The organism is Vibrio sp. LQ2 (assembly GCF_023920125.1).
Lineage (GTDB): Bacteria > Pseudomonadota > Gammaproteobacteria > Enterobacterales > Vibrionaceae > Vibrio > Vibrio fluvialis.
Window position 1 is genome coordinate 695,658 of record NZ_CP085308.1, and the last position, 26,241, is coordinate 721,898.

The 26,241-nt window shown below is 49.8% G+C and carries 24 protein-coding genes; 17 read left to right on the plus strand and 7 right to left on the minus strand.

The features are described from left to right. The first annotated feature begins 6 nt into the window (after positions 1-6). On the plus strand, positions 7-549 hold the full coding sequence (locus LGV68_RS03300) for a heme NO-binding domain-containing protein (protein ID WP_020330951.1): 543 nt from the start codon (positions 7-9) through the stop codon (positions 547-549). A gap of 8 nt (positions 550-557) precedes the next feature. Continuing rightward, a complete protein-coding gene (locus LGV68_RS03305) occupies positions 558-2,264 on the plus strand; it encodes an ATP-binding protein (protein ID WP_252536251.1) in 1,707 nt (568 codons plus the stop codon). Here the strand turns inward: LGV68_RS03305 and pabB are convergent. Further along, complete coding sequence (gene pabB, locus LGV68_RS03310) at positions 2,261-3,628, minus strand: aminodeoxychorismate synthase component 1 (protein WP_252536252.1); 1,368 nt, start codon at positions 3,626-3,628, stop codon at positions 2,261-2,263. The genes LGV68_RS03305 and pabB overlap by 4 nt on opposite strands. Positions 3,629-3,826: 198 nt before the next feature. Here pabB and LGV68_RS03315 point away from each other — a divergent pair, with 198 nt between their 5' ends. From LGV68_RS03315 to LGV68_RS03350, 8 genes are all read left to right on the plus strand, one after another. Further along, complete coding sequence (locus tag LGV68_RS03315) at positions 3,827-5,344, plus strand: fumarate hydratase (RefSeq protein ID WP_020330954.1); 1,518 nt, start codon at positions 3,827-3,829, stop codon at positions 5,342-5,344. Between the two features lie 140 nt (positions 5,345-5,484). Next, on the plus strand, positions 5,485-5,670 hold the full coding sequence (locus tag LGV68_RS03320) for a hypothetical protein (RefSeq protein ID WP_020330955.1): 186 nt from the start codon (positions 5,485-5,487) through the stop codon (positions 5,668-5,670). 184 nt (positions 5,671-5,854) lie between these two features. Next, the gene (locus LGV68_RS03325; protein WP_252536253.1) at positions 5,855-7,234 is read left to right on the plus strand and encodes a YcjX family protein; all 1,380 of its coding nucleotides are present in this window, start codon (positions 5,855-5,857) and stop codon (positions 7,232-7,234) included. Continuing rightward, positions 7,231-8,253: a TIGR01620 family protein gene (locus LGV68_RS03330; RefSeq protein WP_044362132.1), complete on the plus strand. Its 1,023-nt coding sequence runs from the start codon at positions 7,231-7,233 to the stop codon at positions 8,251-8,253. Before LGV68_RS03325 ends, LGV68_RS03330 begins: the two co-directional genes overlap by 4 nt. 102 nt (positions 8,254-8,355) lie before the next feature. Next, complete coding sequence (gene tyrR / locus LGV68_RS03335) at positions 8,356-9,900, plus strand: transcriptional regulator TyrR (protein ID WP_020330959.1); 1,545 nt, start codon at positions 8,356-8,358, stop codon at positions 9,898-9,900. Then, positions 9,900-10,475, plus strand: coding sequence for a ribosomal protein S5-alanine N-acetyltransferase (gene rimJ, locus LGV68_RS03340; protein ID WP_252536256.1), 576 nt, complete (start codon positions 9,900-9,902; stop codon positions 10,473-10,475). The genes tyrR and rimJ overlap by 1 nt, the downstream gene beginning before the upstream one ends. A gap of 1 nt (position 10,476) precedes the next feature. Beyond that, the gene (locus tag LGV68_RS03345) at positions 10,477-11,067 is read left to right on the plus strand and encodes an HD domain-containing protein (RefSeq protein ID WP_061056476.1); all 591 of its coding nucleotides are present in this window, start codon (positions 10,477-10,479) and stop codon (positions 11,065-11,067) included. Positions 11,068-11,077: 10 nt separating this feature from the next. Next, positions 11,078-11,554, plus strand: coding sequence for a DUF2947 domain-containing protein (locus LGV68_RS03350; RefSeq protein WP_020431137.1), 477 nt, complete (start codon positions 11,078-11,080; stop codon positions 11,552-11,554). 50 nt (positions 11,555-11,604) lie between these two features. Here LGV68_RS03350 and LGV68_RS03355 read toward each other — a convergent pair whose 3' ends face one another. Continuing rightward, positions 11,605-12,483, minus strand: coding sequence for a DMT family transporter (locus tag LGV68_RS03355; RefSeq protein ID WP_020431136.1), 879 nt, complete (start codon positions 12,481-12,483; stop codon positions 11,605-11,607). A 278-nt stretch (positions 12,484-12,761) separates the two neighbouring features. Here LGV68_RS03355 and LGV68_RS03360 point away from each other — a divergent pair, with 278 nt between their 5' ends. From LGV68_RS03360 to LGV68_RS03370, 3 genes are read left to right on the plus strand one after another with little or no spacing between them, the layout of a single operon-like run. Further along, complete coding sequence (locus tag LGV68_RS03360; protein ID WP_075989219.1) at positions 12,762-14,180, plus strand: SLC13 family permease; 1,419 nt, start codon at positions 12,762-12,764, stop codon at positions 14,178-14,180. Positions 14,181-14,184: 4 nt separating this feature from the next. Next, the gene (locus LGV68_RS03365; protein ID WP_252536257.1) at positions 14,185-15,519 is read left to right on the plus strand and encodes an ATP-binding protein; all 1,335 of its coding nucleotides are present in this window, start codon (positions 14,185-14,187) and stop codon (positions 15,517-15,519) included. Continuing rightward, the gene (locus tag LGV68_RS03370) at positions 15,506-15,979 is read left to right on the plus strand and encodes a response regulator (protein ID WP_020330967.1); all 474 of its coding nucleotides are present in this window, start codon (positions 15,506-15,508) and stop codon (positions 15,977-15,979) included. The genes LGV68_RS03365 and LGV68_RS03370 overlap by 14 nt, the downstream gene beginning before the upstream one ends. A 9-nt stretch (positions 15,980-15,988) precedes the next feature. Here LGV68_RS03370 and LGV68_RS03375 read toward each other — a convergent pair whose 3' ends face one another. The 5 genes from LGV68_RS03375 to LGV68_RS03395 form a co-directional block, all read right to left on the minus strand. Then, positions 15,989-16,930, minus strand: coding sequence for a LysR family transcriptional regulator (locus LGV68_RS03375; protein ID WP_020431132.1), 942 nt, complete (start codon positions 16,928-16,930; stop codon positions 15,989-15,991). Positions 16,931-17,041: 111 nt separating this feature from the next. Further along, complete coding sequence (locus LGV68_RS03380; protein ID WP_100268143.1) at positions 17,042-17,338, minus strand: putative quinol monooxygenase; 297 nt, start codon at positions 17,336-17,338, stop codon at positions 17,042-17,044. Then, the gene (locus LGV68_RS03385; protein ID WP_020330970.1) at positions 17,338-17,991 is read right to left on the minus strand and encodes an oxygen-insensitive NAD(P)H-dependent nitroreductase NfsB; all 654 of its coding nucleotides are present in this window, start codon (positions 17,989-17,991) and stop codon (positions 17,338-17,340) included. Before LGV68_RS03385 ends, LGV68_RS03380 begins: the two co-directional genes overlap by 1 nt. 149 nt (positions 17,992-18,140) lie before the next feature. After that, complete coding sequence (gene nqrM / locus LGV68_RS03390) at positions 18,141-18,344, minus strand: (Na+)-NQR maturation NqrM (RefSeq protein WP_020330971.1); 204 nt, start codon at positions 18,342-18,344, stop codon at positions 18,141-18,143. A 9-nt stretch (positions 18,345-18,353) separates the two neighbouring features. After that, a complete protein-coding gene (locus tag LGV68_RS03395; RefSeq protein WP_158130262.1) occupies positions 18,354-18,842 on the minus strand; it encodes a NifB/NifX family molybdenum-iron cluster-binding protein in 489 nt (162 codons plus the stop codon). A gap of 291 nt (positions 18,843-19,133) precedes the next feature. Here LGV68_RS03395 and LGV68_RS03400 point away from each other — a divergent pair, with 291 nt between their 5' ends. The 4 genes from LGV68_RS03400 to mglC all read left to right on the plus strand — a co-directional run bounded on the left by LGV68_RS03400 (position 19,134) and on the right by mglC (position 26,199). After that, positions 19,134-22,226 carry a beta-galactosidase gene (locus LGV68_RS03400; protein WP_252536259.1) on the plus strand — a complete coding sequence of 1,031 codons (3,093 nt, stop codon included), beginning with the start codon at positions 19,134-19,136 and terminating at the stop codon, positions 22,224-22,226. A 360-nt stretch (positions 22,227-22,586) separates the two neighbouring features. Continuing rightward, on the plus strand, positions 22,587-23,561 hold the full coding sequence (mglB, locus tag LGV68_RS03405; RefSeq protein ID WP_020330974.1) for a galactose/glucose ABC transporter substrate-binding protein MglB: 975 nt from the start codon (positions 22,587-22,589) through the stop codon (positions 23,559-23,561). Positions 23,562-23,672: 111 nt separating this feature from the next. Beyond that, positions 23,673-25,181: a galactose/methyl galactoside ABC transporter ATP-binding protein MglA gene (mglA, locus tag LGV68_RS03410; RefSeq protein WP_020330975.1), complete on the plus strand. Its 1,509-nt coding sequence runs from the start codon at positions 23,673-23,675 to the stop codon at positions 25,179-25,181. Positions 25,182-25,191: 10 nt separating this feature from the next. Further along, entirely contained in the window at positions 25,192-26,199 is a 1,008-nt protein-coding gene (gene mglC / locus LGV68_RS03415; protein WP_020330976.1) for a galactose/methyl galactoside ABC transporter permease MglC, read from the plus strand. Positions 26,200-26,241: the final 42 nt, after the last annotated feature.

Sequence of the window (26,241 nt, forward strand, 5' to 3'; positions counted from 1 at the left end):
AATAATATGAAAGGAATTATTTTTACCGAGTTTCTCGAGCTGGTTGAAGATAAGTTTGGCTTAGACGTATTGGACCAGGTTCTTGAGCAGGCGGCAGATTCCGGAGTGTATACGTCAGTCGGAAGTTATGATCATAAAGCCTTGGTGAAACTGATTATTGAGCTCAGCCGCGTAACTGGGATTGATAGTAATGAGTTACAACGGGTTTATGGAGTCAGCGTTTTTCAGTCGCTGTATCGGACAGTGCCTGCGTCTGCTAATTTGTCTCAGGTGAACAGCTGTTTTGCGTTTATTCGTCATGTAGAGGACTACATACACGTGGAAGTTAAGAAGCTGTATCCGGACGCCAAACCACCCCGATTCCTGTTTATCGATGAATCCGCCACAGAGGTCAGTTTTGATTACCAGAGTGCTCGCTGTATGTCTCATGTTTGTTTGGGGCTGCTGCAAGGATGCGCAGACTACTTCGGTGAAAAAATTGATGTTGTTATGGAACCCCAATCGGAAGACCTCAGTAGGGTCCGGTTTACCGTAACGCTGATTGAATAGGTGAAAGCATGAGTTCTGAGTCTCCCATGGAACGGAAGCTCAAACGAGAAATGGCTGCACGTAAAGAAGCTGAAAAGCTGCTTGAGCAAAAAAGCTATGAGCTGTATCAGGCCAATCAGCAGTTAAATTTGGCCCTGAAACAGTTGCAGAAGCAAACGTCGCAGGATTTGCAAAAGTTTGAGTTTGAAGAGCACATCGACTCCACGCTGATATATTTCGGGCGCGCGTTTCTTTCGCGTGCACTGGACAGCACCTTGCTCGCCACGTTCATTGAGCGCCTGATCCAGACACCAGTCATCACGAGTGTATTTCTGCAATTGTCGCCGGATCAAGTGGATGGGTTGGTTGAGAATCAACTCGGGAACATTGAGCTGTCGCTGATCCAACCCTATATGGAAGTGCCGCACTGGCAGCAGGATTACCTTTGCCTGCCGCTGATGGTTGAGCGTTTGTCGGCTGGTCATATGGTGTTTGAGATTCATTCAGAGAACATTGAACGAGAATTCTTAGTTAAGCAGCTGTCCTTGGTCGGTGAGTTGTTGTGCAGCGCGCTCAGTCGTCAGATGATCATGAAACGTCAGGTCGAGTCGCGAAAGCGGGCAGAAGAGTCAGAAAAAGCGACCAAAGAATTTGTCGCCATGATTAATCATGAATTGCGTACACCGCTGAATGGCTTGCTCGGTAGTGCCGAACTGCTTGCCGACACCCTGTTGGATGCAGAGCAGCAAAGTTATCTGACCAACTTGCAACACTCCGGGGACATGCTGCGCGTCATCATCAACGACCTGCTGGATTTCAGCAAAATGAATGCGGGGATGATGCAGCTCATCATGACGCAATTTCGCTGGCAGGATCTGCAAAATACTCTGTACGGCATTTTCACCAACAAGGCGCGAGAAGGTGGGATCGGGTTTGTGATTGAATCGCGGGGCGACTTTCCTGCGTATTGGATTGGCGATGTTGAACGTATTAACCAGATTCTTGTGAATCTGGTTGGCAACGCAATCAAGTTCACCCATACCGGCGAAGTGAAAGTGTTGGCGCGCTGGATCAATGACCGTCTGCTACTGCGTATTACGGATACCGGAATTGGTATCCCCTTTGAGTCTCATGCTACCTTATTTGACCCATTTACTCAGGTTGATCGCTCATCAAGCCGTCAGTATGAGGGAACCGGACTTGGTCTGGCCATCTGCAAGAATCTGGTCGAACTCATGCGTGGCGACATCGACTTTTCCAGTGTGGAAGGCGAGGGAACAGAGTTTTTTGTGTCAATACCGCTGGAGATTGGCTCGCGTGAGTTGAAAGTGCCAATGTACGAAAGCCGGCCGCTGCGCGTCAGCCCTGATGCTCTGCGCCAGCATTCTATTCTGGTGGTGGACGATATTCGTATGAATCAGTTGGTGATCAACCAAATGCTGAAAAAGGTGAATCTTACTCCGGATAATTGTGAAAACGGAGCACAGGCGATTGAGGCGGTTGAGAACAAACCGTATGACCTGATTTTTATGGATTGCCGTATGCCGGAAATGGACGGCTTTGATGCCACCGAAATACTGCGCAAAAGTGGCTTCAACATGCCTATCATCGCACTTACCGCGGCTACGACGCTGGAGGAGCGGGAGCGCTGTCTTCAGTGTGGAATGAATGACATCCTGACCAAGCCTTACACTGCGCTGGATCTGGATGCCATTCTCAACAAATGGCTGAGTTAATTTTCCAACACCGGAAGAATACGGCTCAGCTTATCTAACGTTTCCTGATATTCCGCTTCACATTGGCTGTCGGCGACCACGCCACCGCCTGCCCACGCGTACAACTGTTGATTCTGCGCAACCAGAGTACGGATGGTAATACTGGTATCCATTCGGCCGTGACGGCTGATGTAACCAATCGACCCACAGTACGCACTGCGACGATGAGGCTCGAGCTCTTCAATGATTTCCATCGCCCGAACTTTGGGTGCGCCAGTAATTGAACCGCCCGGGAAACAGGCGCGAAGCAGATCTGCGCAATCGTATGGGCTGTCTAGTTCAGCGCGAATAGTGCTCACCAGGTGGTGCACCGCCGGAAAACTCTCAATGTCGAACAGTTTAGGAACGTGTACTGAACCTGGCTTGGCAACGCGGCCGATGTCGTTACGCAGTAAATCGACAATCATCAGGTTTTCTGCCTGATCTTTTTCCGCTTGGGCGAGTTCAGCTGCATTGGCGGCATCGACGACCGGATCGTCACTGCGCGGACGAGTGCCTTTGATCGGCTTGGTTTCGATAATGCGGTCTTTGACTTGCAGGAAACGCTCTGGGGAAACACTTAAAATGGCCCCTTGCTCAGTGCGAATGAAGGCAGAAAACGGCGCCAGATTGAACTGTTCGAGTTTCAGATAAGCCAGCCATTCGCTGCCCTGGTAATGCGCCTGAAAACGCTGTGCCAAGTTGATTTGATAGCAGTCCCCAGAGAGCAGATATTCCTGCACTTGCGTAAATTTCTCACGGTAGCTGTTGGGTGTCATGTTTGACTGCCAAGGCGAGGAGAGGGCAAAAGGCGTCAGCGGCTTTTGATTGTCGTCTGCGAGCAGTGATTCTGCATTTTCAATGTTCTGACCAATCACACGCGCGGTTTTCAGTTGATGATCAACGACGATTGCCCATTCATACAGGCCAACGGCCATGTCCGGCGCTGTTAAATCGTGTTCGGCAAGGCTAGGCAGACGCTCAACGCGGCGCCCCAAATCATAAGCGAAATAGCCCAGTGCGCCGCCGATAAAAGGCAGATCATCGTTGTATTGCAACGCTGGGAGATAGTGTTGCTGTAACTTAGCCAGCAATTCAAAAGGGTCATCTTGTGACAATGTCACACCACCGGGTTCGCGCACTTCGGTTTCGTCGCCAAAAGTGGTGAGTGTGACGATAGGATGAGCAACCAGAATGTCGAATCGACTGTCGATATGCGTGTCGGATGCAGAGCGGAGCAACATCGCCCAAGGCTGGCTTTCAACCTTTGAAAACAGCTGATTAGCGAGATCCGGTTGATAAGTAAGCGGCTTAGCTTGAATCTGAGTTTTTTCGTTGTTATTCATTTGTGTAAATTGTGACAGAGAGACAGTTCACTGCATAGCGTGTAGAGGAAAGCAAGAGTATCATAAAACTCCAACGAAAAGCTGCTACTTGATAGACGTGCTCTTGTTCAGTCGATTTTCGCCTTCTGGCTCCACTGACTCGTTTTGCATTTCTCTCAAGCGTCAGCCCACGGAAGCATAATGATAACGAGGCATGCAATGACGGTTATACGCAAGCAGGATGTGATCAGCAGTGTTGCTGATGCACTTCAGTACATTTCTTACTACCACCCTCTGGATTTTGTCCAAGCCCTAGAAAAAGCCTACCACCGTGAAGAAAGCCAGGCCGCGAAAGACGCGATTGCCCAGATTCTGATTAACTCTCGTATGTCTGCAGAAGGCCACCGTCCTATCTGTCAGGATACCGGTATCGTGACCTGTTTCGTCAATATTGGTATGGGTGTTCAGTGGGATTCCACGGATATGACCGTGCAACAAATGGTTGATGAAGGTGTACGTCAGGCTTACACCAATCCGGATAACCCGCTGCGTGCATCGGTACTGATGGATCCTGCTGGCAAACGCATCAACACCAAAGATAACACGCCTGCTGTGGTACATATCAACATGGTACCTGGCGACAAAGTAGAAATTCAGATCGCGGCGAAAGGCGGCGGTAGTGAAAACAAAACCAAGATGGTGATGTTGAACCCGTCTGACGACATCGCAGAGTGGGTTGAGAAAACCCTGCCAGCCATGGGCGCGGGCTGGTGTCCTCCTGGCATGCTGGGTATTGGTATCGGCGGTACGGCTGAGAAAGCAGCGGTACTGGCAAAAGAATCGTTGATGGAACACATCGACATTCAAGAGCTGATTGAACGTGGTCCGCAAAACGCAGAAGAAGAGCTGCGTCTGGATATCTTCAACCGTGTTAACAAGCTGGGTATCGGTGCACAAGGCCTGGGTGGTCTGACGACTGTGGTTGACGTGAAAATCAAAACCGCACCTACGCATGCAGCGTCTAAGCCTGTGTGTCTGATCCCGAACTGTGCGGCGACTCGTCACGTACACTTCACTCTGGATGGCTCAGGCCCTGCTGATCTGCAGCCACCAAAACTGGAAGAGTGGCCACAAATCACTTGGGAAGCGGGCGCGAACACTCGCCGCGTAAATCTGGATACCGTCACCGCTGAAGAAGCTCAACAGTGGAAGACCGGCGAAACTCTGCTGCTGTCTGGTAAGTTGCTGACTGGCCGCGATGCGGCACACAAACGCATTCAAACCATGCTGGACAATGGTGAAGGCCTGCCAGAAGGCGTCGACTTCAAGGGTAAATTCATTTACTACGTAGGCCCGGTTGACGCTGTGGGTGACGAAGCAGTGGGTCCAGCTGGCCCAACAACGTCGACTCGTATGGATAAATTTACCGACATGATGCTCGATAAAACCGGCATCATGGGCATGATTGGTAAAGCAGAACGCGGCCCTGCGACGGTGGAATCGATCAAAAACCACAAAGCCGTTTATCTGATGGCCGTGGGCGGCGCAGCATATCTGGTGTCTAAAGCGATCAAGAAAGCGCGCGTGGTGGCGTTTGAAGATCTGGGTATGGAAGCGATTTACGAATTTGAAGTCGAAGATATGCCAGTCACCGTTGCGGTTGACTCTCAAGGTGTCAACGCACACCAAGTGGGTCCGGATACGTGGAAAGTGAAAATCGCTGAAGCGGCTAAGTAAAAGTGAATGGTCGGGTCTGTGATCCCGATTGCACACTCTTAGCAAATAAATGACAAAGGTGCTGCGTCCGCAGCACCTTTTTTCTATATACTAATTCCCTATATACTTAAGTCACTTATTAAAAACGTCAGGAGAGCAACATGCCTCGCTTTATTCGAATCCTGCAGATCGCGATCGCGGTGGTTGTGGGCGCATTTTTAGGTTACGACCTGATTTTGCACGGTATCAGTATCTTTGATGATAAATACGTCACCATTACTTGTGTGTTGTTTGTGTTGCTGCAAATTGCTCTGCTGGTGATTTACAAGCTCATAGAAGAAGACTAAATCGTCAGATATCCGAGGGCGAAGAAAAAGCCTGCTGACGGAATCGATATTTCGCTTATCTAAGCCTCTGATTTTATTCAGGGGCTTTTTTATTCATCTCGTATTAAGATTACTCCAGCTAACCTACTTAACATTATGAGTTCCTGTTGTACTCATATTTGTTTTTTTCCAGTGGAGACCATGAATGAAGCGAATTGGCCAAGAAATGACGGATCTGATCCATCGCGGTTTAGATTCTCACGTACGTTTAGCAGTAACGGGGCTGTCACGCGCCGGTAAAACGGCGTTTATCAGCTCTCTGGTTAATCAGTTATTGCATACCTCTACCCACAATAATTTGCCCCTGTTGGCTGCCGCGCGAGACAAGCGCATTATTGGTGCCAAGCGAGTACCGCAAACCAATTTGATGGTGCCTCGTTTTGCTTACGATGAGGCGATGGAGCAGCTGCACAGCATTCCTCCGCAATGGCCAGTGCCAACACGCGACGTGAGCGAGATTCGTCTGGCGATCAAATACCAAAGCAAACGTCGCACGCGTAAGTTAATCAGCAGCACTTCAACGCTGTATCTGGACATCATCGATTATCCGGGCGAATGGCTTTTGGATTTGCCGTTGCTGGAACTCGACTTTGCGACGTGGTCCGCGCAGCAATTTAACGCGCTGCATGGCACACGTGCTGAGTTAGCCAAACCTTGGCTGACTGCACTGGCTGCACTCGACCTCGATCAGGAAGCGAATGAGAAAACTCTGGCACAGATTGCGGCGCTGTATACCGAATATCTGCATCAGTGCAAAGAGCATGGTTTGCATTGGGTTCAGCCGGGCCGATTTGTGTTGCCGGGTGAGCTGGAAGGCGCGCCAGTGCTGCAATTTTTCCCTTGTCGCAACGTCACCAGTGAACGCAAAGCGGTGAAACACTCAATGCTGGCGCTACTGAAGCAACGGTACGAGGAGTATCAGAACAAAGTGGTGAAAGCTTTCTATAAACACCACTTTGCCACCTTCGACCGCCAGATTGTGTTGGTGGATTGCCTGTCGCCTTTGAATGAAGGACACGAGTCCTTTATGGATATGCGCAGCGCGATTGAGCAGATCATGCAGAGCTTTCGTTATGGCCGCAGCGGCATCCTGAGTCGGCTGTTTGCGCCCAAAATTGACAAAGTACTCTTCGCTGCAACGAAAGCGGATCATGTCACGCCGGATCAGCATCCCAACATGGTGTCTCTGCTGCAACAGATGATTCATCCGGCATGGCAGCACGCGGCGTATGAAAACATCGATATGAGTTGCATCAGTATGGCCTCGGTGCGGGCAACTCAGTCAGGCTATATCGACGCGCCGCAAGGCAAAGTTTCAGCCATTCAAGGAGTGACGGCAGCAGGGGACGCTATCACAGTTTACCCGGGCGATGTGCCGAAAAAGCTGCCTAATCCAAACTATTGGCAAGAACATCAGTTCGACTTTACGGCATTTCGTCCGATGGAAAATAGTGGTGATGAACCTTGCAAACACATCCGTCTGGATAAAGCGTTAGAAACACTGATTGGAGACAAATTGAAATGAGCGAATTGAAAACCAAACAAGTGTTCAGCCAGCCGCTAAAAACGGAAGAACCCAACGTAGAACTCAATGCGCAGCAGCAATTTTCTGCCGCGCAGACATTTGTGCCAAGCGTCGCTGAAGAGGTTGAAACTGCCGTTGAATCGCAACTTGAACAAGTGATTCGCCCTAAACGTGGACGCAAATGGTTTGCGGCCACACTGCTGGCTTCCTTTTCTGGTTTGGTGGTCTGGCAAGCCATTGATAACGTCGTCACGTCGATTCAGAGTGCAGATTGGCTCAGCCTTGGTTGGGCAGGTTTCATTTCAGCACTGGCCGGGTTGGGTTTGAGCGCTTTGGGTAAAGAGTTGTGGAAACTGCGCAAACTGCGCAACCATTTCTCCGTTCAAGAGCAGGCTGAAACTCTGATCAACACCGATGCGGTGGGACACGGTCAGGCGTTCTGCGAACAGATTGCCAAAGAGAGTGGCATTCAAACCAAAAGCCCGGCTTATCAACGTTGGCAGAGTAGCCTCGACAGCAGCCACAGCGATGCCGAAGTGTTGGAAATGTACGATGCAATGGTGGTGAGTGAGCAGGATAAACAGGCAACCAAACTGGTGTCGCAGTACTCAACAGAAGCCGCCGCGCTGGTGGCGATCAGTCCTCTGGCAGTGGCCGACATGCTGCTGGTGGCGTGGCGCAATTTTAAGATGATTGACCAACTGGCAGACTTGTATGGCGTTGAGCTGGGTTACTGGTCACGTCTGAAATTGTTCAAAGCGGTGCTGGTGAATATGGCTGCTGCGGGAGCAAGTGAACTCGCGATTGACGCCAGTATGGATCTGCTGTCGATGGACTTGGCGGGCAAGGTGTCCGCGCGAGCCGGGCAGGGGCTGGGAGTCGGCATTCTTACTGCGCGATTGGGTCTCAAAGCTATGTCTCTGCTGCGTCCACTACCGTGGCACAAAGACCGCGCAGTGAAGTTAAGCGCAATTCGTAAACAAATCGTGGCGAAAGTCACGGCGCTTACCGTCAAATAAACGAAAGTGTGCGCTGAAACAAGAGATTACTTGACGCACTTCTGGCCTTGATAGAAACTACTGTCAACTTTTCGTGACACTTTCTGATTAGGATAAGATTCAGTGCGTCTTGAAGTCTCTTGTGAAGACAGACTCGGGCTAACCCGGGAACTGCTCGATATTCTTGCCTCAAAAAACATCGATTTACGTGGAATTGAAATCGATGTGATCGGCATTATCTACCTCAACTGTCCGGACATCGATTTTGAAACCTTCAGTGAACTGATGGCGGAAATTCGCCGCATTCCGGGAGTCAAAGATGTCCGTAAAATCCAGTTCATGCCGATTGAGCGTCACAACACCGAACTGATCTCTCTACTAAACAATCTTCCCGATGCGGTTCTTGCTATCGATCTCAAAGGCTCGGTAGACATGGCGAACCACTCTGCGTTGTCGCTGTTCAACAAAGAATCACAGGAAATGATTGGTCATCACATTTCGGGTTTACTGCCGGCATTTAACTTTGCCCGTTGGGTAGAAGGCAGTAAAGCACGCGTGCGCGAAGAGATTGTGCTGGATGGTCTCGACTATGTAATGGAACTGATGCCGGTTTACATCACTGGTGAATCCAAAGAGTCGACACTTGCCAGTTCGATGATGATCATTCGCTCAATGGCGTCGCATGTGATGGCGGATGATAATCTGCCACTGCACAACAATCTCGGATTTGAACACTTTGTCGGTGTTTCTAACCGCCACAAAGCGTTGATCAGCCATGCGAAAAAGCTGGCTATGCTCGATCAACCACTGTTGCTGGAAGGGGAAACGGGCACGGGTAAAGAGATGTTGGCGCGTGCGTGTCACAATCGATCTAACCGTTCCGGCGCGCCGTTTTTGGTGTTGAGTTGTGCGTCGATGCCCGATGACGTCGCTGAAACCGAACTGTTTGGCCATGCTCCGGGATCGTTTAACCATCAGCAAGGTCACAAAGGCATTTTCGAACAAGCGAATGGCGGTACGGTATTCCTCGATGAAATCGGTGAAATGAGCCCGCATTTGCAAATCAAGCTGCTGCGTTTCCTGCAAGATGGTACGTTCCGCCGTGTGGGTGAAGAACATGAAGTGCACGTCGATGTCCGAGTGATTGCCTCAACGCGTCACAATCTGGCGGAGTTAGCCGAATCGGGCAAGTTCCGCGAAGATCTGTTCTATCGTCTCAACGTGTTGACGTTGCGCATTCCGCCACTGCGTGAACGCCCTAGTGATGTTCAGCCACTGCTGGATCTGTTTATCGCGAAACACAGCAATAAACTTGGCATGATGAAGCCGAAACTGGCCGACGATCTACTTGATCAGCTCGCGCAATATCAGTGGCCGGGCAACATGCGTCAGTTGGATAACATGGTACTGCGCGCCCTGACCGAAATGCCGGATGATGTGCTGACGGTGGATTATTTCCATCTGCCACAACTGGAAACGGTGGCGACGGGTATGACCAACATCAACTTGGATGGTTCGCTTGACGATATTATGAAAGATTACGAAGCGCAGGTGCTTGATCGCCTGTATCAATCTTTCCCGTCGAGCCGAAAGTTGGCGAAACGCCTCAATGTGTCACACACCTCGGTGGCCAATAAACTGCGTGATTACGGGATTAAGAAACGCTGATGGAAGGATACAACACCTCGGGCCACGTATTTAAAACCGATGGCGAGATTATTTTACGCACGGCGGAATTTGACGACGCCGCGCGCATTTCGAATTACTTTACGGTCAATCGTGATTATCTCAAGCCTTGGGAACCTAAGCGTGAAGAGGCTTTTTTCTCTGAGCTTGGCTGGCAGCAACGCCTGATTAAGCTCAGTGAACTGCACAAGATGGCGCTCGGTTTTTACCTGCTGATCATGGATGCTGACTGCGACGAAATGCTGGGTACGATTTCGTTCAGCAATATTTCCCGTTTCCCGTTTTATGCCTGCAATGTCGGCTACTCGCTGGCAGAGCAAGCGCAAGGCAAACAGATCATGACGCGCGCGCTGAAAATGGCGTGTGACTACATGTTTAACGAACAAAATCTGCATCGCGTGATGGCTTCTTATATGCCTCACAACAAACGCAGTGAAGCCGTATTGCAACGACTCGGGTTTGTGCACGAAGGTCAAGCAAAGGACTATTTGTTGATTGATGGTCAATGGCAGGATCACAACCTGACATCATTGGTGAATCCCAACTGGAAGGAATAACATGCAATCAAGAATGCAGCAGCAACTGAGTTTAGTTCTGGAACTGGATCGCCTGAAAAGCGTATTACGTCGTACCCGAGTCAAATGTGCAGAGGGACGACTGGAAAACAGTGCTGAGCACAGCTGGCATGTTGCCATGATGGCGTTGTTAATGCAGGAACATGCGAACGAACCTGTCGATATCAACCGAGTCATCAAAATGTTGCTGATGCACGACATGGTTGAGATTGATGCAGGGGATACCTTTGTTTACGATACCGCCGCATCCGCTGAGCAAGCGCAAAAAGAACTCGCAGCGGCCGAGCGACTGTTTGGGCTGCTACCAACAGAGCAGGGCGAAGAACTATTTTGTTTGTGGCGTGAATTTGAAGCGGCACAATCGGCGGACGCTAAGTTTGCCAAAGCGTTGGACCGCCTGATTCCGATGATGTTGAACTATCATAATCAGGGACAAAGCTGGATGGAAAACGGTGTTTCCCGCCAACAAGCACTGACCGTGAACCGTCGTATTGACGAGGGTTCACATGCGCTGTGGGAATACGCACAGCAAATGATTGAACACGCCACCGAACAAGGTTGGCTAAAAGCCTGAAGGACATTTCATGTCGTATTTGCCTTTGGAACAGTACCAAAGAAAATGGATTTTTACCCACCAGTCCATGCCCGTACCGGAGCAGGATCTGGAACAAATTAAACCGATGTCGCCGATGCGTGCCGCGCAGTTCTGGAAAGAGAACTTAAGCCCACAAAGCCCGGATGCAGAGCGCTTTAGCTCACAGGACTGGCCAAGCAAAGCCAGCAACTGGAGCAATGAAGTGGATTGGATGAGTGAGTGGGAGAGCGACGATGCTGCGATGCCACAAGCTATTCTCGATCATATTGATTGGCAGGATGATGTGACCGTCTATTTCTGTTATGAAAAGTACAACGTGATTGAAACCAAGTGGTCGGTTTTCAAACGCCATTGGAAGAACTTCCTGTTTTACGATGATGGTCCGATCCTGCTTGGCCGCCGACGCAAACAGGCGTTGTGGTTCAGCACTAACGGCACGGTAAAAATCGGCCAACACGATGAATAATAAAAAAACCGGCTTCTTGCCGGTTTTTTTATGTTTTTTATCTGACGGGGTTATTCCTGAATCACCACTACTTTATTTTTCGCCGCCGACATCGTACTGCCCATTGAGGCGCTGATGATCAGTAAGATAGCGGCCCACTGCGACCAGCCGAGCGTTTCACCCAGAATCACCAAGCCAGCCATGGCGGCAATGGCCGGTTCCAGGCTCATCATCACGCTGAAATGCTGAGTCGACAGACGGCTCAGCGCCATCATCTCCAGGCTGTAAGGCAAAGCGCTCGACAAAACTGCGATGGTCAGCGCCATAGGTACAATCGACCAGGTAAACAGTGGCCCGGTCGCCAAACTGGCACCAATCGGAAAATATATCACGCTGGCAATACACAGGCCGATCGCAACCGTCGCACCGCCGGAACCCACTGATCCCGCACGTTGACCAAACCAAATATAACCCGCCCAGCAACCACCGGCCGCAAGCGCAAGCGCCACGCCAATCGGATCAAGGGCGTCCACGCCCGACATGTCAGGCAGCAGCAACGCGAGGCCGGCCACAGCCAGTGCAATCCAGATAAAGTCACGTTTGCGGCGTGATGAGAGCAGCGCCAGCATTAATGGTCCAGTGAATTCCAACGCCACACCGATACCAAGCGGAATGCGTTCCAGTGCAAAGTAAAAGGAGAGTTGCATGCCGCCCAGACTCAGACCATACACCAACATGGCGCGCCACTGAGGTACGCTGAGGCGAAGGCGCCACGGACGAAAAATCAGTGTGAGAATAATCGCAGACAATGCAATGCGCAGCGCAACCGTGCCGCCGACACCGACAACAGGGAAGAACTGTTTAGCAATCGAAGCACCGGATTGAATCGTCACCATGGCGCACAACAGGCAGCCAACGGCGAGCAGTACCGGAGATTTGTTCAGTAACATAAACACCAAAAAGTATGAAACAGGAGGCGCAGCGATTATGCCGCAAATAACGTGCGGTGAATAGGAGACGCCGTATCATTTATCTGCCCGCGACATAGCGCCAATATTTGCTAGCAGGGACGCACTTTTCACATCTGCTCAGTGAAGCTCCGTTAATCATTGATCTAAAGCCAAACTTTTGTTTCTACGTGGCTGATAATGAGCCTATTCGTTTGGAAAATCCTAATCAGCGCAGGTCGCTTTCAGACCGGGCAGAACCCTCAGGAAGAGAGCTTATGATTCGTCCGTACCTCAAATTTATCATCCCGATTGCGATTCCTTTATTGGTGTTGCTGATGCCGCTTAGTGCATTTCCGTTTGATGGGCTGACCATCATTCAACAACGGGTTATTGCGATATTCCTGTTGGCCGCCTTGCTTTGGGTATTTGAACCGATTCCGATTTACGCGACATCGGTGGTGATCATTGTGCTTGAGCTGATGATGTTGTCGGACAAGGGGTTGGTGTTGTTCAGACTCAATGAGTCGTCACCCGAATTTGGCGGTTTGCTGCACTACAGCGACATTATGGCGACCTTTGCCAGCCCGATCATCATGCTGTTTCTGGGGGGATTCTTTTTGGCGATGGCAGCGACGAAATATCGTCTTGATGTGAACTTAGCCCGTGTGCTGCTCAAGCCATTCGGCCAGAATCCGAAATACGTCATGCTGGGACTGATGATGATCACCGGCATATTCTCGATGTTCATGTCCAATACCGCCACCACAGCGATGATGCTGTCTATTCTGACGCCGGTCATTGCGGTATTTGGTCCGAAAGATCCGGGGCGTATTGCGTTCGCCTTGTGTATTCCGGTTGCGGCTAACATTGGTGGCATTGGTACGCCAATCGGCACACCGCCGAATGCCATTGCGCTTAAATATCTGGTTGGTGAGAACCTCATTACCTTTGGTCAGTGGATGGCCTTTGGCGTGCCGTTTGTCATCATTCTGATGACGCTGGCGTGGTTTCTGATTGGCTTTATGTACAAAGCTGAGCAAACCCAAATTGAGCTCAGCATCAAAGGTAAATTCCTTAAAACACCCAAAGCCATGGTGGTGTACGTGACCTTCGCGCTCACCATCATCTTGTGGTTGATGGGTTCGCTGCATGGCATGAACTCGTACACAGTGGCGTTGATTCCAGTTGCGGTGTTCTCCGTAACCGGTATCATCAACAAAGAAGACCTGAAGAAAATTTCCTGGGACGTTCTGTGGCTGGTTTCCGGTGGTATCGCGCTCGGTCTGGCGCTCGACAAAACCGGTCTTGCGCAATTGATGGTCAACAGCATTCCGTTTGATCAGTTCTCGCCTTATGTGGTGCTGTTTGGTGCCGCCTTCCTGTGTTTAATGATGGCAAACTTTATGTCCCATACCGCGACCGCCAACCTGTTGATGCCAATCATGGCGGCACTGGGCGCATCTATGGCCTCGCTGGTGCCACTGGGCGGAGAAGTTACCCTGATTCTGGTAGTCACTTTTGCGGCGTCGCTGGGCATGTCGCTGCCCATCAGTACGCCACCCAACGCGTTGGCACATGCCACTGGCCATGTGCAGAGTAATCAAATGGCGCGTGTCGGGGTCATCCTTGGTGTGGTAGGGGTGCTGCTGAGCTTTGTGATGGTTTGGTTGCTGCATGTGTTAGGTCATATTGGTTAAGCGTATGAACAATCAGGAGTCGGCGCTCGTTGAACGTTATTTCAGTTGCCCGCAGCGAACTTTGCGCTTGGTCAAGGGCGAACGAGTGCTGGAACAAAATGGCTATAACGACCGCCTTTACTATGTGCGGGAAGGAGAGCTGACCGGCCATTTCCAGGAAAAAGAAGGCAAATCGATTCGCGTCTTTTCCGCCTCACAAGGCGCATTTATTGGTGTGCACAGTTTCTTTTCGGGAAATTGGACAGCGTCATCGACCGTTGAGGCGCAAACTGATGTCGAACTGGGTTGGATTGATCGTTATACCAAAGTAGTCGATGAGGCCGCTTTCGGCCCACTGAGCACTCAGTTTATGCCGGTAATGGTAGCGGAATTGAGTCGCCGTCAGCGTCGTGCTATGCAGGAATCCGTTGCGAAGGAGAAAGCGCTGGAGCGCCTGCATACCGCAGAGCAGATGACGACGCTTGGCCAGCTCGCGGCGGGGATTGCCCACGAACTCAACAACGCGATTGGCGTGGTGAGCAGCAAAACCGAGCGGTTGGAGACTCTGTTTCTCGAGTTGCTGGAAGAGGTGCATCCCGAAGCCAGCCTGTTTTTTGATTTTGGTTTGCTGCATGGTCAGAAAGCGTCATCCAGCGAGGCGCGCGAACGTGGTGCACGCTTTGAGCAGCAGTATCACCTGCCGCGCAATATCGCTCGCGAACTGGCACGAGCGGTACCTGAACGCGAGCTGTCTGCCCACTGGCTGAAGAATCCTCATCTTGCCATTCGTTACTGGCAGATGGGGCGGGACTTGCATGACTTGCGTTTGGCTTCTAAACATACGGTAGGCATTGTGAAGTCTGTGAAGCAATTAGGGCGTACAGAAATCAATTTGAATGAAGACTTGGATCTTAACGACACGTTAAACCGCGCACTAGCGCTGTTGCAGAGCGATTTGCGGCGCGTGTCAGTACGCATGCGGCCGGGCATTCTGCCCATCATTAAAGGCTCGACCACAGAATGGGTGCAAGTTTGGGTCAACATCATTAAAAATGCCTGCGATGCAATGCAAACCAGCGCTGAACCGGCCATCGATATTCACACCCGTTACAGCAAACAGCGAATCTTAATTACGGTCGCCAACAACGGCCCGGAGATTGACGAGGCAACCCGCAGAAAAATATTTCAACCCAGTTTTACCACCAAAAAAGACGGCTTGTCGTTTGGTTTGGGGCTTGGACTCGCCATCGTGAAACGGATTGTCTCCAGTAACGGCGGCACGATTGCCGTTAAAAGCAATCACGACACAACCATTTTCAGGATCAAATTACCTGTCGAGGATGACTATGGAGAAGCTTAATATCATTTGCGTTGATGACCAGCGCGAAGTGCTCAGTGCAGTGCTGCAGGATCTCGAACCTTTGGCGACCTGGCTCAATATTGAGGATTGCGAATCGGCTTATGAAGTGCTGGATTTGATGGACGATCTCGATGCGCAGGGCGAGCATATCGCCCTGATCATTTCAGACCACGTCATGCCGGGCAAAACCGGTGTTGATTTGCTCACAGAGGTGGCGGAAGACTCGCGTTTCAAAGGCACCAAGAAAGTGCTGCTGACCGGTCAGGCGACTCATACCGACACCATTAATGCGATTAATGCTGCGGGTATTGACCGCTATTTCGAAAAACCATGGAATGCCAAAACGCTGGTCGAGTGTGTACGCAGTCTGGTAACAGAGTATGTTTTCGAACGCGGTATGGATTACACCGAATGGCATGACCACTTGGACCAGAAAATTGTTCTGGCCCGGTTGCGTTAGCGTAAGTCATTACATGACCTGACTGTAACGTCGGGAAATGAGATCTTTCACCTGGCGCATGCGCTGCTCACATTTCGCCTGAAGGAATTGATGCAGTGCGCGCGTCGCGTGATTGAGCAGACGCTTGTCAGCGCACACCAGATAGACCGGACAAGGCTCCGATTGCCAGTCAGGCATGAGCGGAATTAAATGGCCGTCAATGATGTCCTGACTGACATCCAACAATGACTTATACGCCACTCCACGGCCATTGATGGCCCAGCGGCGCACCACGTCGCCATCATTCGCACTGCGTTTGCTGTTTACCACTACGGTTTCAGTTTCGCCGTCTTTCCAGAATGTCCAACGGTTGTGATAAGTGTCGGACAACATAAAGCAGAGACAATGATGCAGTAGCAAATCGCTCGGCTTAACAATCGCTGGTTTGTTCAACACATACTCTGGGCTGGCACATACAATACGGGTATTGCAGGTACAGATAGGCAGGGCAACAAAGTTGGAATCGGGCGGTGTACCGTAACGAATCGCCAGATCAATCGGGCGGTGATACAGGTTGGTAATGCCGTCCGACAAATCCAAGTTGATGGAAATATTAGGGTACAGCTCGGCAAATTCATCCAGCCAAGTCAGCAACTGATTGCGGCCAAAGTCGGACGGAGCAGAGAGATTGAGCGTGCCGGAGATTTCCCCTTGGGTTTGTGCGATTTGATCCAATCCTTCCTGAATGGTGTTCAATGCAGCTTGAGTTTTCTGCAGCAGGATGTCGCCTTCGTTGGTTAACCGCAGGCTACGTGTTGAGCGAACAAACAGCGCAAACCCCAATTGAGCTTCAAGGCGTTTGATGGCGGCACTGACTGCGGCAGGAGTGACGTCCAGACTGTGTGCGGCTTGGGAAAAACTGCCCTGACGAGCGGTTTCGACGAATATATTGAGATCGTTTAACGCTTTCATATCGTGTCGCAAGTGGCGATAACTGGGCGTATCACACCATAATTGGTTTGAGATGAGAAGCGCCATCTCCGTTGAGGGGATAGAAATGGCGCTGGTATCGCTTATCGAAACTTAAGCAAGGAACCTAAGCTGGCGTGGTTGAAGGTATTCAATCCAACCATTTTCTTCCGTCAGTGCAACGAAGTGTTGAAAATGCTCAGTTTGTTGATGCTGAGCCAGAGCCGCTTCGGAGCACCAGATTTCCTGCATGACGAACAGACCAGGAATCGATTCATCCTGAAACAGTTCATACTGACAGCAACCATCTTCATTGCGTGAAGGTTCAAGCAGTGCGCGTAATGCCTGCTCCAGATTTGCTTCTTGTCCGTGGTTGGCTTTGATTTCAGCCAACAGGTGAATCGTCGCCATTAGCACTCCGTAATGATGTTAGTTTCAGGCCAGCGCGATTTTGGCAGCTTCGCATTAAAATCCTCTTCTGCGCGGTAGCCCAGTGGCACTACTACTACGCTGGTGAGGCCTTTGGCACGCAGGCCGAATTCTTCATCCAGTACTTTGGCATCAAAGCCTTCGATTGGCACTGCGTCAATGCCCAGTGTTGAAACGCCGAGCAGTACCGTACCCACGTTCAGATACACTTGTTTTTCCATCCAGTGCTGCGCATCTTTCAGATCAAAACGGTGCATGTTCACGAAGAAAGAGCGGCCATTGTGCATGCCTTGTTTGGCATCAGCATTGGCAAAGCGGCCGTCTTTGTCTTCCACTTCCAGAAGGTTCAGCAGGTACTCTTCATCAATGCTGGTTTTGGCGCAGAACACCAGTACGTGTGAAGCGTTAAGGATTTTCGCCTCGTTGAAGGCGTAACGATCTTGTGCCGCCTTTGCGATGCGCTGTTTGCCTTCTTCTGTGCTGGCAAGAATGAAATGCCAAGGTTGTGAGTTGGTACTGGAAGGGCTGAAACGGATCAGATCTTTAATCGCCTGAACGTGCTCATCGGTAATGCGCTTGTCGGCATCAAAAGCTTTCGTTGAGTAACGGGATTTTGCGTGTGCAGTAATGTTCATGGGTCTTTTTCCAAATGGACAGTGGTTGGTATGAAAGATAACGTCCTGATGAATAGGGAAAAAGAGTCTTTAGCTTGAAGGACTTTCAAAAATATTTTGAAAATAGACCGATTGACTGGTGCGATTGCTTCGTATCGCACCAGAACCAATTATTTTTTCTCGGTGGGTTCTTGTATCTGATAAAGCTTGGATTGGTGTTCTTCGCAGGTGGTTTCGCAGTCACACACTTTGTCGACGCCGACGCTGGACAACCCGCCACAACTGCCTTGAATCGGCTTACGCCGCATCAACACGCCGATACTCATCAATACGACCAGAATCAGAAACAACCCGAAGGCGAATAGGTAAGTCATGCTTACTCCTTAGCGGTGAATCTTTAGCACGCGCTGCAGTTTCTCAAGTGTTCTTGGTTTAAGTTTAGTGTTGTCCACGGGTTTATGACAGCAGGCGTCTTGATGACCGCAAGCGGAGTGACCAGCACAGGGTTTAGCGGATTTGTGGGCAGACGGCCTGGCGTAATTCATATCCGTAACGGGTGTGAGCTGGGTTGTGCTCAGGTTGCCTATGTCGTGAATAGCTGGGCTGGAGAACACTTTAACACCCGATGAAAACAGGCTGGCAAGCATCGATTGTCCAATGTTGCGCACAACCACGGCATCGACTTGGTGCTGTTTTAGCAGTGCCAGCAGCGTTTTCTTTTTGCCACAGTGGTGTTCAGAACGAGCTTCTTCAGTGGCCTCGATATCCAGCCACTGTTGTTTTCCGGTTTGGCTATCGAACAACAAAAATTGGGGGGCCTTAGAAAAATGATTACTCAGGCGTTGGTTTTGAATGGGCAGCGCATACTTCATTTTTATGCTCCTTGATGATCAATTGCCTGCCATTTTGCTCTCATTATTAGCATATGCCAATTATTATTTTTGCCAACTTACTCAGAGAAGCATGAAAGGGCGTAAAACAGACGACGCAAAAAATAGGCGGGAAATGCAAAGTTGGTGATGGAGAGCAAAGATACAGAGCAGGGCACTGTATTTGTTTTTATGCTGGCGCTAGAGTGATAATTGTAAACGTTACCAAACTAGTCGGCACCAACAAATAATAGCAACTCGGACCGGCAATCTGAAACAACAGGAATTTGAAGAATGAGAACTTTTGCTCAGGTTATTTTAGCAAGAGAGTGGGAAAATCAACACGTTACACATCATAACGTACTCGCTGCTCACGCTCCGCTACATGCCTATCACAGTGAAGAAGCGGCCAAAACAAAACAGCCATCTGCCAACCAGCGATCTCTTAACGGAGAGTGGAAGTTTGAGTTATACGCAAAGCCTGAAATCGTTATCCCTGATGTTATTGAACAAGATTTCAACGATTCGCATTGGACTTCAATTGCTGTCCCGGGAAACTGGCAATGCCAGGGATTCGACAAACCGATTTATACCAACATCAAATATCCTTTTGCTGATAATCCACCGTATGTGCCGCAAGAGAACCCGACCGGGGTATATCGCACTCGTTTTACGCTGGATGAACGCCTTGAGCATTCGCGTTACTTCATTTCCTTCGATGGGGTGAACTCGGCGTTTCACTTGTGGTGTAACGGTGAGTGGGTAGGTTACTCACAAGACAGTCGTTTGCCTGCGGAGTTTGATCTTTCAGCGCATCTTACCGATGGTGAAAACCTGCTGACGGTCATGGTGATGCGTTGGTCCGATGGTTCTTACCTTGAAGATCAGGATATGTGGTGGCTGAGTGGCATCTTCCGCGATGTCACTTTGACCACCAAACCGCTGGTGTCGATTGCGGATGTCGAAATCAAAACCGAGTTGGATGCTTGTTTCCGAGATGCGACATTGAATGTCACGACATCGCTGAGCGAGTGCAACTCTGATCATCAGGTGGCGATTGAGCTTTTTGACGCCGAAGGTAACAGCGTGTTTGCTAAACGTAATGCGCCGACCGGACAACAGATTGTGGATGAAAAGGGCGCCTGGAATGAAAGAGCTCACCACCGCATCCATATCGACAATCCGCGTAAGTGGAGCGCCGAAGATCCCTATCTCTACCGTTTGGTGGTGACACTGCTCAACAGCGATGGGAAAACCGTTGATTGCGAAGCTTACGACGTCGGTTTTCGTCAGGTGGATATCACCCAAGGCGTACTGCGCGTGAACGGTCAGCGCCTGCTGATTCGTGGGGTGAACCGACATGAACATCATCCGGAGCTGGGTCATGTCATGACCCGCGACAGCATGATTCAAGACATCAAGCTGATGAAGCAGCACAACTTTAATGCGGTGCGCACCGCGCATTATCCAAATCATCCGATGTGGTATGAATTGTGTGATGAATACGGCTTGTATGTGGTGGATGAGGCCAACATTGAAACCCATGGCCAGTTCCCGATGTGTCGTTTAGCCGATGATCTGACTTGGCTGAATGCCTTTTCTCGCCGCATGACGCGCATGGTCGAACGTGATAAAAACCACCCGTCGATCATCATTTGGTCGCTCGGCAATGAATCGGGGATTGGCGCGAACCATCATGCCCTGTATCAGTGGACTAAGCAGCGAGATCCTTCACGCCCGGTGCAATATGAAGGCGGTGGCTCGGATACCGCCGCGACCGACATTATCGCCCCGATGTACGCACGGGTTGAGACTGATCAACGTTTAGCATCTGACCCAGCGGTTACCCCTAAGCTGGCGTTGAAAAAATGGATTGGCATGCCGGGCGAGCAGCGCCCGCTGATTCTGTGTGAATATGCCCACGCCATGGGCAACAGTCTGGGTAATTTTCATCAGTACTGGGACACCTTCCGCGAGTATCCGCGCCTGCAGGGCGGTTTTATCTGGGACTGGGTGGATCAGGGCTTGACCCGCACTGATGAGAAAGGTGAGCAATACTGGGCTTACGGAGGCGACTTCGGCGATGAAATCAACGATCGCCAGTTCTGTATTAACGGCTTAATTTTCCCGGATCGTACGGTGCATCCCACTTTGTACGAAGCCAAACATGCCCAGCAATTTCATCAGATTGAACTGTTGAGCACTGAGCCACTGACCATTCGCGTAACAAGTGAAAACCTGTTCACGGCGCCACAGGAGCGATTGGTATGGAAGATCACCGAACAGGGCAATATTATCGCGCGCGGTGAACGGCTGATTACTCTGGCGCCGCAATCCAGTGAAACACTGGTGCTGGCGGATGCGCTGCCAGCCGCCAAGATTGGCTACGACTACCATCTCACGGTGTGTGTCGAACTGGCGAAAGAGACCGCGTGGGCCGACAACGGGCATGAAATTTCGTGTGCGCAGTTTGAGTTGCCGGGCGCGTTTGGTTTACCACTTGAGCAAGGCAATCTGTCGGGCGCGCCGAAAATAGAGAACGCACTGAACCGCCTGAAGATCCGTGCCAAAAACCAACAGATTGAGTTCAATACCTCAACAGGAGAACTCGATGCGTGGTGGGTTGGCAATGAGCAAAAACTCACGAGCGGACTGCGTGATAACTTCTATCGTGCGCCGTTGGATAACGATATTGGCACCAGTGAAGCAAACAAAGTGGACCCCAACTCTTGGATTGCACGCTGGGAAGCGATGGGCTTGCCATATCTGAAACGTGAGTGTGTCCAGTTCCGCCATCACCAGCTGAGCGATGCCTGCTGGATCGACGTGCGTTATGTGCACAGCTTTGAAGGGTTGGCCGTGCTGAGCACTCAATGGCAATACCACATCTATGCAGATGGTGAAGTGCGACTCACTGTGGATGTCCAAACCGCGTCCGGATTGCCTTCCTTGCCAAGAGTGGGGATTGAACTGGCACTGGCAGATGATATCGATGAAGTGAGCTGGTTCGGCAGAGGTCCGCATGAGAACTATCCGGATCGTAAAACGTCGGCGCATGTCGGAGCGTACCGTGCTCCGGTCGCCGATCTGCATACGCCGTATATCTTCCCGAGTGAAAGTGGTTTGCGCTGCGATGTGAAAGAGAGTGATATCGGCCAGCTTCACATCAAAGGGCACTATCATCTATCGGTAAGTCGCTACCGCGCTGAGGATGTTGCGAAAGCGCGTCACACCAACGAGCTGCAACCGAGCGGGCAGCTGTGGGTGAGGCTGGATGCGGAGCATATGGGCGTCGGTGGCGATGACTCTTGGACACCAAGTGTGCATGAACAATACCAGTTGCTCAAACGTCATTATCACTACCAACTGACACTCGCATTTCATTAAGCAATGTCTCAAATTCAGGGTCAGCGACTTGTTGACCCTGCCTTAACAAGTTACGCTGTAAACGTTTACTCAATTCTCGATTTCAACATCACAAAAACTCAGCTTTACCCCCTCCAAAAAAGAGAACCAGATCTCGCTGTTACATTGTGTTACGTTCGCGAGCGTAATTTGCAATTGGCATCAAACTATTTAAACAAACTCTTACAATTAATCTGCAATCCAACCAAAATCTTACATACTTCACATTAATTGTTCTTTTGCTCACTATACTTGGCTGAGTAAACGTTTTCATGCGTACTGCATTTCGATAACGTTTGTCCCCTACATCTGTATAACAAAACAACAAATAGGACTTGTTCAATGAGAAAGTTAACTGTACTAGCGATGCTGACTGCCGGCATGGGCTTCGGTTCTCAAGCAATGGCTGAAACCACCATCGGTTTCACTATCTACAAATACGATGACAACTTCATGTCTGTAGTACGCCAAGCGATTGAGAAACAAGCAGCAGGAGATAGCAATACTCGCATCCTGATGAACGACTCTCAAAACAGCCAATCAATGCAGAACGACCAAGTTGACGTGATGTTGGCTCGTGGTGTTCAAGCTCTGGCAATCAACCTGGTTGACCCTGCAGCAGCGAAAACCATCATCCAAAAAGCGAAAATTGATGATGTTCCGGTTGTGTTCTACAACAAAGAACCAAGCGCAGACGCGATGGCAAGCTACGACAAAGCGTTCTACGTAGGTACTGACTCTAAAGAGTCTGGCATCATCCAGGGCGATCTGATTTCTCAACAGTGGAAAGCAAACCCAGCATGGGATAAAAACGGCGACGGCGTACTTCAGTACGTAATGCTGAAAGGCGAACCAGGCCACCCAGATGCTGAAGCTCGTACCACTTATTCAGTTAAAACTATCAATGACAACGGCATCAAGACTGAACAACTGCACATGGATACCGGTATGTGGGATACCGCTATGGCAAAAGACAAGATGGATGCATGGCTGTCTGGCCCTAACGGCAGCAAAATTGAAGTGGTTATCGCAAACAACGACGGTATGGCAATGGGCGCAATCGAAGCGCTACGCGGTGCTGGCGTGAAACTACCTGTTTACGGTGTTGACGCACTGGCTGAAGCACTGGCACTGGTTAAATCTGGTGACATGGCAGGTACTGTACTGAACGATGCTGATTCTCAAGCGAAAGCAACGTTCGAGCTTGCTCGTAACCTTGCAGAAGGCAAAGCGCCAACTGAAGGTACTCAATGGCACATCGAAAACAAAGTGGTACGCGTTCCTTACGTAGGTGTTGATAAATCTACACTTGAGTAATGACCTGCTCGGGGGAGAGAGTAATCTCTCCCCAGTTACCACATTTTCGAATCACCTATGTATCTAAGCGATATTTATCGGTTCTCGTTTTAAACACAGTAAAGTGATGCCATGGTAAATCAAACACATGAATTCCTGTTAGAAATGACAGGAGTGAGCAAATCATTTCCAGGTGTAAAAGCTTTAGATAACGTAAATTTAAAAGTTCGTCCGCACTCTGTTCACGCTCTGATGGGTGAAAATGGCGCGGGTAAATCTACGTTACTGAAATGTTTGTTTGGAATATACGAAAAAGATGAAGGCGATATTATTTTCCTCGGAAAACATATTAACTTTTCTTCATCTAAAGAGGCCCTGGAATCTGGCGTTTCCATGGTGCATCAGGAATTAAACCAGGTTAAGCAATGTTCCGTTATGGACAATATTTGGCTTGGCCGTTATCCGAAAAAAGGCTTATTTGTTGACCACGATAAAATGTATCGTGATACCAAAGCTATTTTCGAAGAGTTAGATATTAATATTGATCCGCGAGTTAAAGTCGCCACCTTATCTGTTTCGCAAATGCAAATGTTGGAAATTGCCAAAGCATTCTCTTACGACGCGAAAGTGGTGATCATGGACGAACCGACGTCCTCTCTGACGGAAAAAGAAGTGAATCACCTGTTCACCATCATCAACAAGCTGAAAGAGAAAGGCTGTGGTGTGGTGTACATCTCGCACAAGATGGAAGAGATCTTTGCCATCTGTGATGAGATTACGATTCTGCGTGATGGCCAGTGGGTGGATACATGCCCGCTCAAAGGCCTCGACATGGACAAGATCATATCAATGATGGTTGGCCGTGAACTGACGCACCGCTTCCCGGAAAAAACCAACACACCAAAAGACGTCATTCTTGAGGTGAAAAACCTGACTGCGCTGAACCAGCCATCCATCACTGACATCTCTTTTGATTTGCGTGCAGGTGAAATTCTGGGCGTTGCGGGTCTGGTTGGCTCACGCCGTACCGACATCGTTGAAACCATTTTTGGTGTGCGTGAACGCAGTGAAGGCCACATTCAACTTCACGGCCGCGAGATGAAAAACCGCGATGCGCATGAAGCGATTCGCAACGGTTTTGCACTGGTAACGGAAGAACGTCGCTCTACAGGTATCTACAGTAACTTGGACATTACGTTCAACTCACTGGTGGCCAACGTAGATGAGTACAAAACCCCTTATGGTCTGCTCAGCGATAAGAAAATGAAGAGCGATACGCAGTGGGTGATCGACTCCATGCGCGTAAAAACGCCTTCACACCAAACTTCCATTGGTTCGCTCTCTGGTGGTAACCAGCAAAAAGTGATCATCGGTCGCTGGCTGTTAACTCAACCAGAAATCTTAATGCTGGACGAACCGACCCGTGGTATTGACGTTGGCGCAAAATTTGAAATTTATCAGTTGATTCTGGAACTGGCGAAGAAAAGTAAAGGCATCATTATTATTTCTTCTGAAATGCCGGAATTACTGGGTATCACAGACCGTATTTTAGTGATGAGTAACGGTCGCGCCGCGGGTATTGTTAATACCAAAGAAACCACACAAAACGAAATATTAGAGCTAGCCTCTCGTTACCTCTAGGGAATGTATTATGGATGCAGTTAAATCTTTTGCACTAAAGCATTTAAAAGAAGGCGCGATCTACGCAGTACTATTTATTCTACTGGCCGTTATCGTTATTCAGGAGCCTTCATTCTTAAGTCTTCGTAACTTAAGTAATATTCTTACTCAATCTTCAGTGCGCGTTATTATTGCACTGGGTGTGGCAGGTTTGATCGTCACACAGGGTACGGACCTTTCAGCCGGTCGTCAGGTTGGTTTGGCTGCGGTAATTTCCGCGACCTTGCTTCAATCTATCGACAACGTGAACAAGGTATTCCCAAGCATTGGTGAAGTGCCAATCATCGCAGTGATCATCTGTGTGTGTCTGATCGGTGCCATCATCGGTCTGGTTAACGGTGTGATTGTTGCCTACCTGAAAGTAACGCCATTTATCGCGACTCTGGGTACGATGATCATCGTTTACGGTATCAACTCTCTGTACTACGACGCGGTAGGTGCATCACCAATCGCTGGGTTTGATGACCGCTTCACGGCGTTCACCCAAGGCTTTATCCGAATAGGCGGGTTCCGGTTCTCCTACATCACTTTCTACGCCATTATCGCGACGGTGTTCATGTGGATTCTGTGGAACAAAACGGTATTCGGCAAAAATATCTTTGCTGTGGGTGGTAACCCAGAAGCAGCGAAAGTATCCGGTGTTAACGTGCCTCTGACTCTGCTGAAAGTGTACGCATTGTCAGGTGTCTTCTACGCATTCGGGGGGATGCTGGAAGCGGGACGTATCGGTAGCGCAACCAACAACTTGGGCTTCCTGTATGAGCTCGACGCGATCGCAGCGTGTGTGGTTGGTGGCGTGTCCTTTGCTGGTGGTGTAGGTAGTATCGCGGGCGTGGTAACGGGGGTTCTTATCTTCACCGTTATCAACTACGGTATGACTTACATCGGCGTAAGCCCTTACTGGCAATACATCATCAAGGGTTCCATCATCGTGTTCGCAGTGGCCCTGGACTCCATGAAATACGCAAATAAAAAGTAAAACTAACGACACAGTTGCTGCTGGTCTAAAACCGCTCCTCAG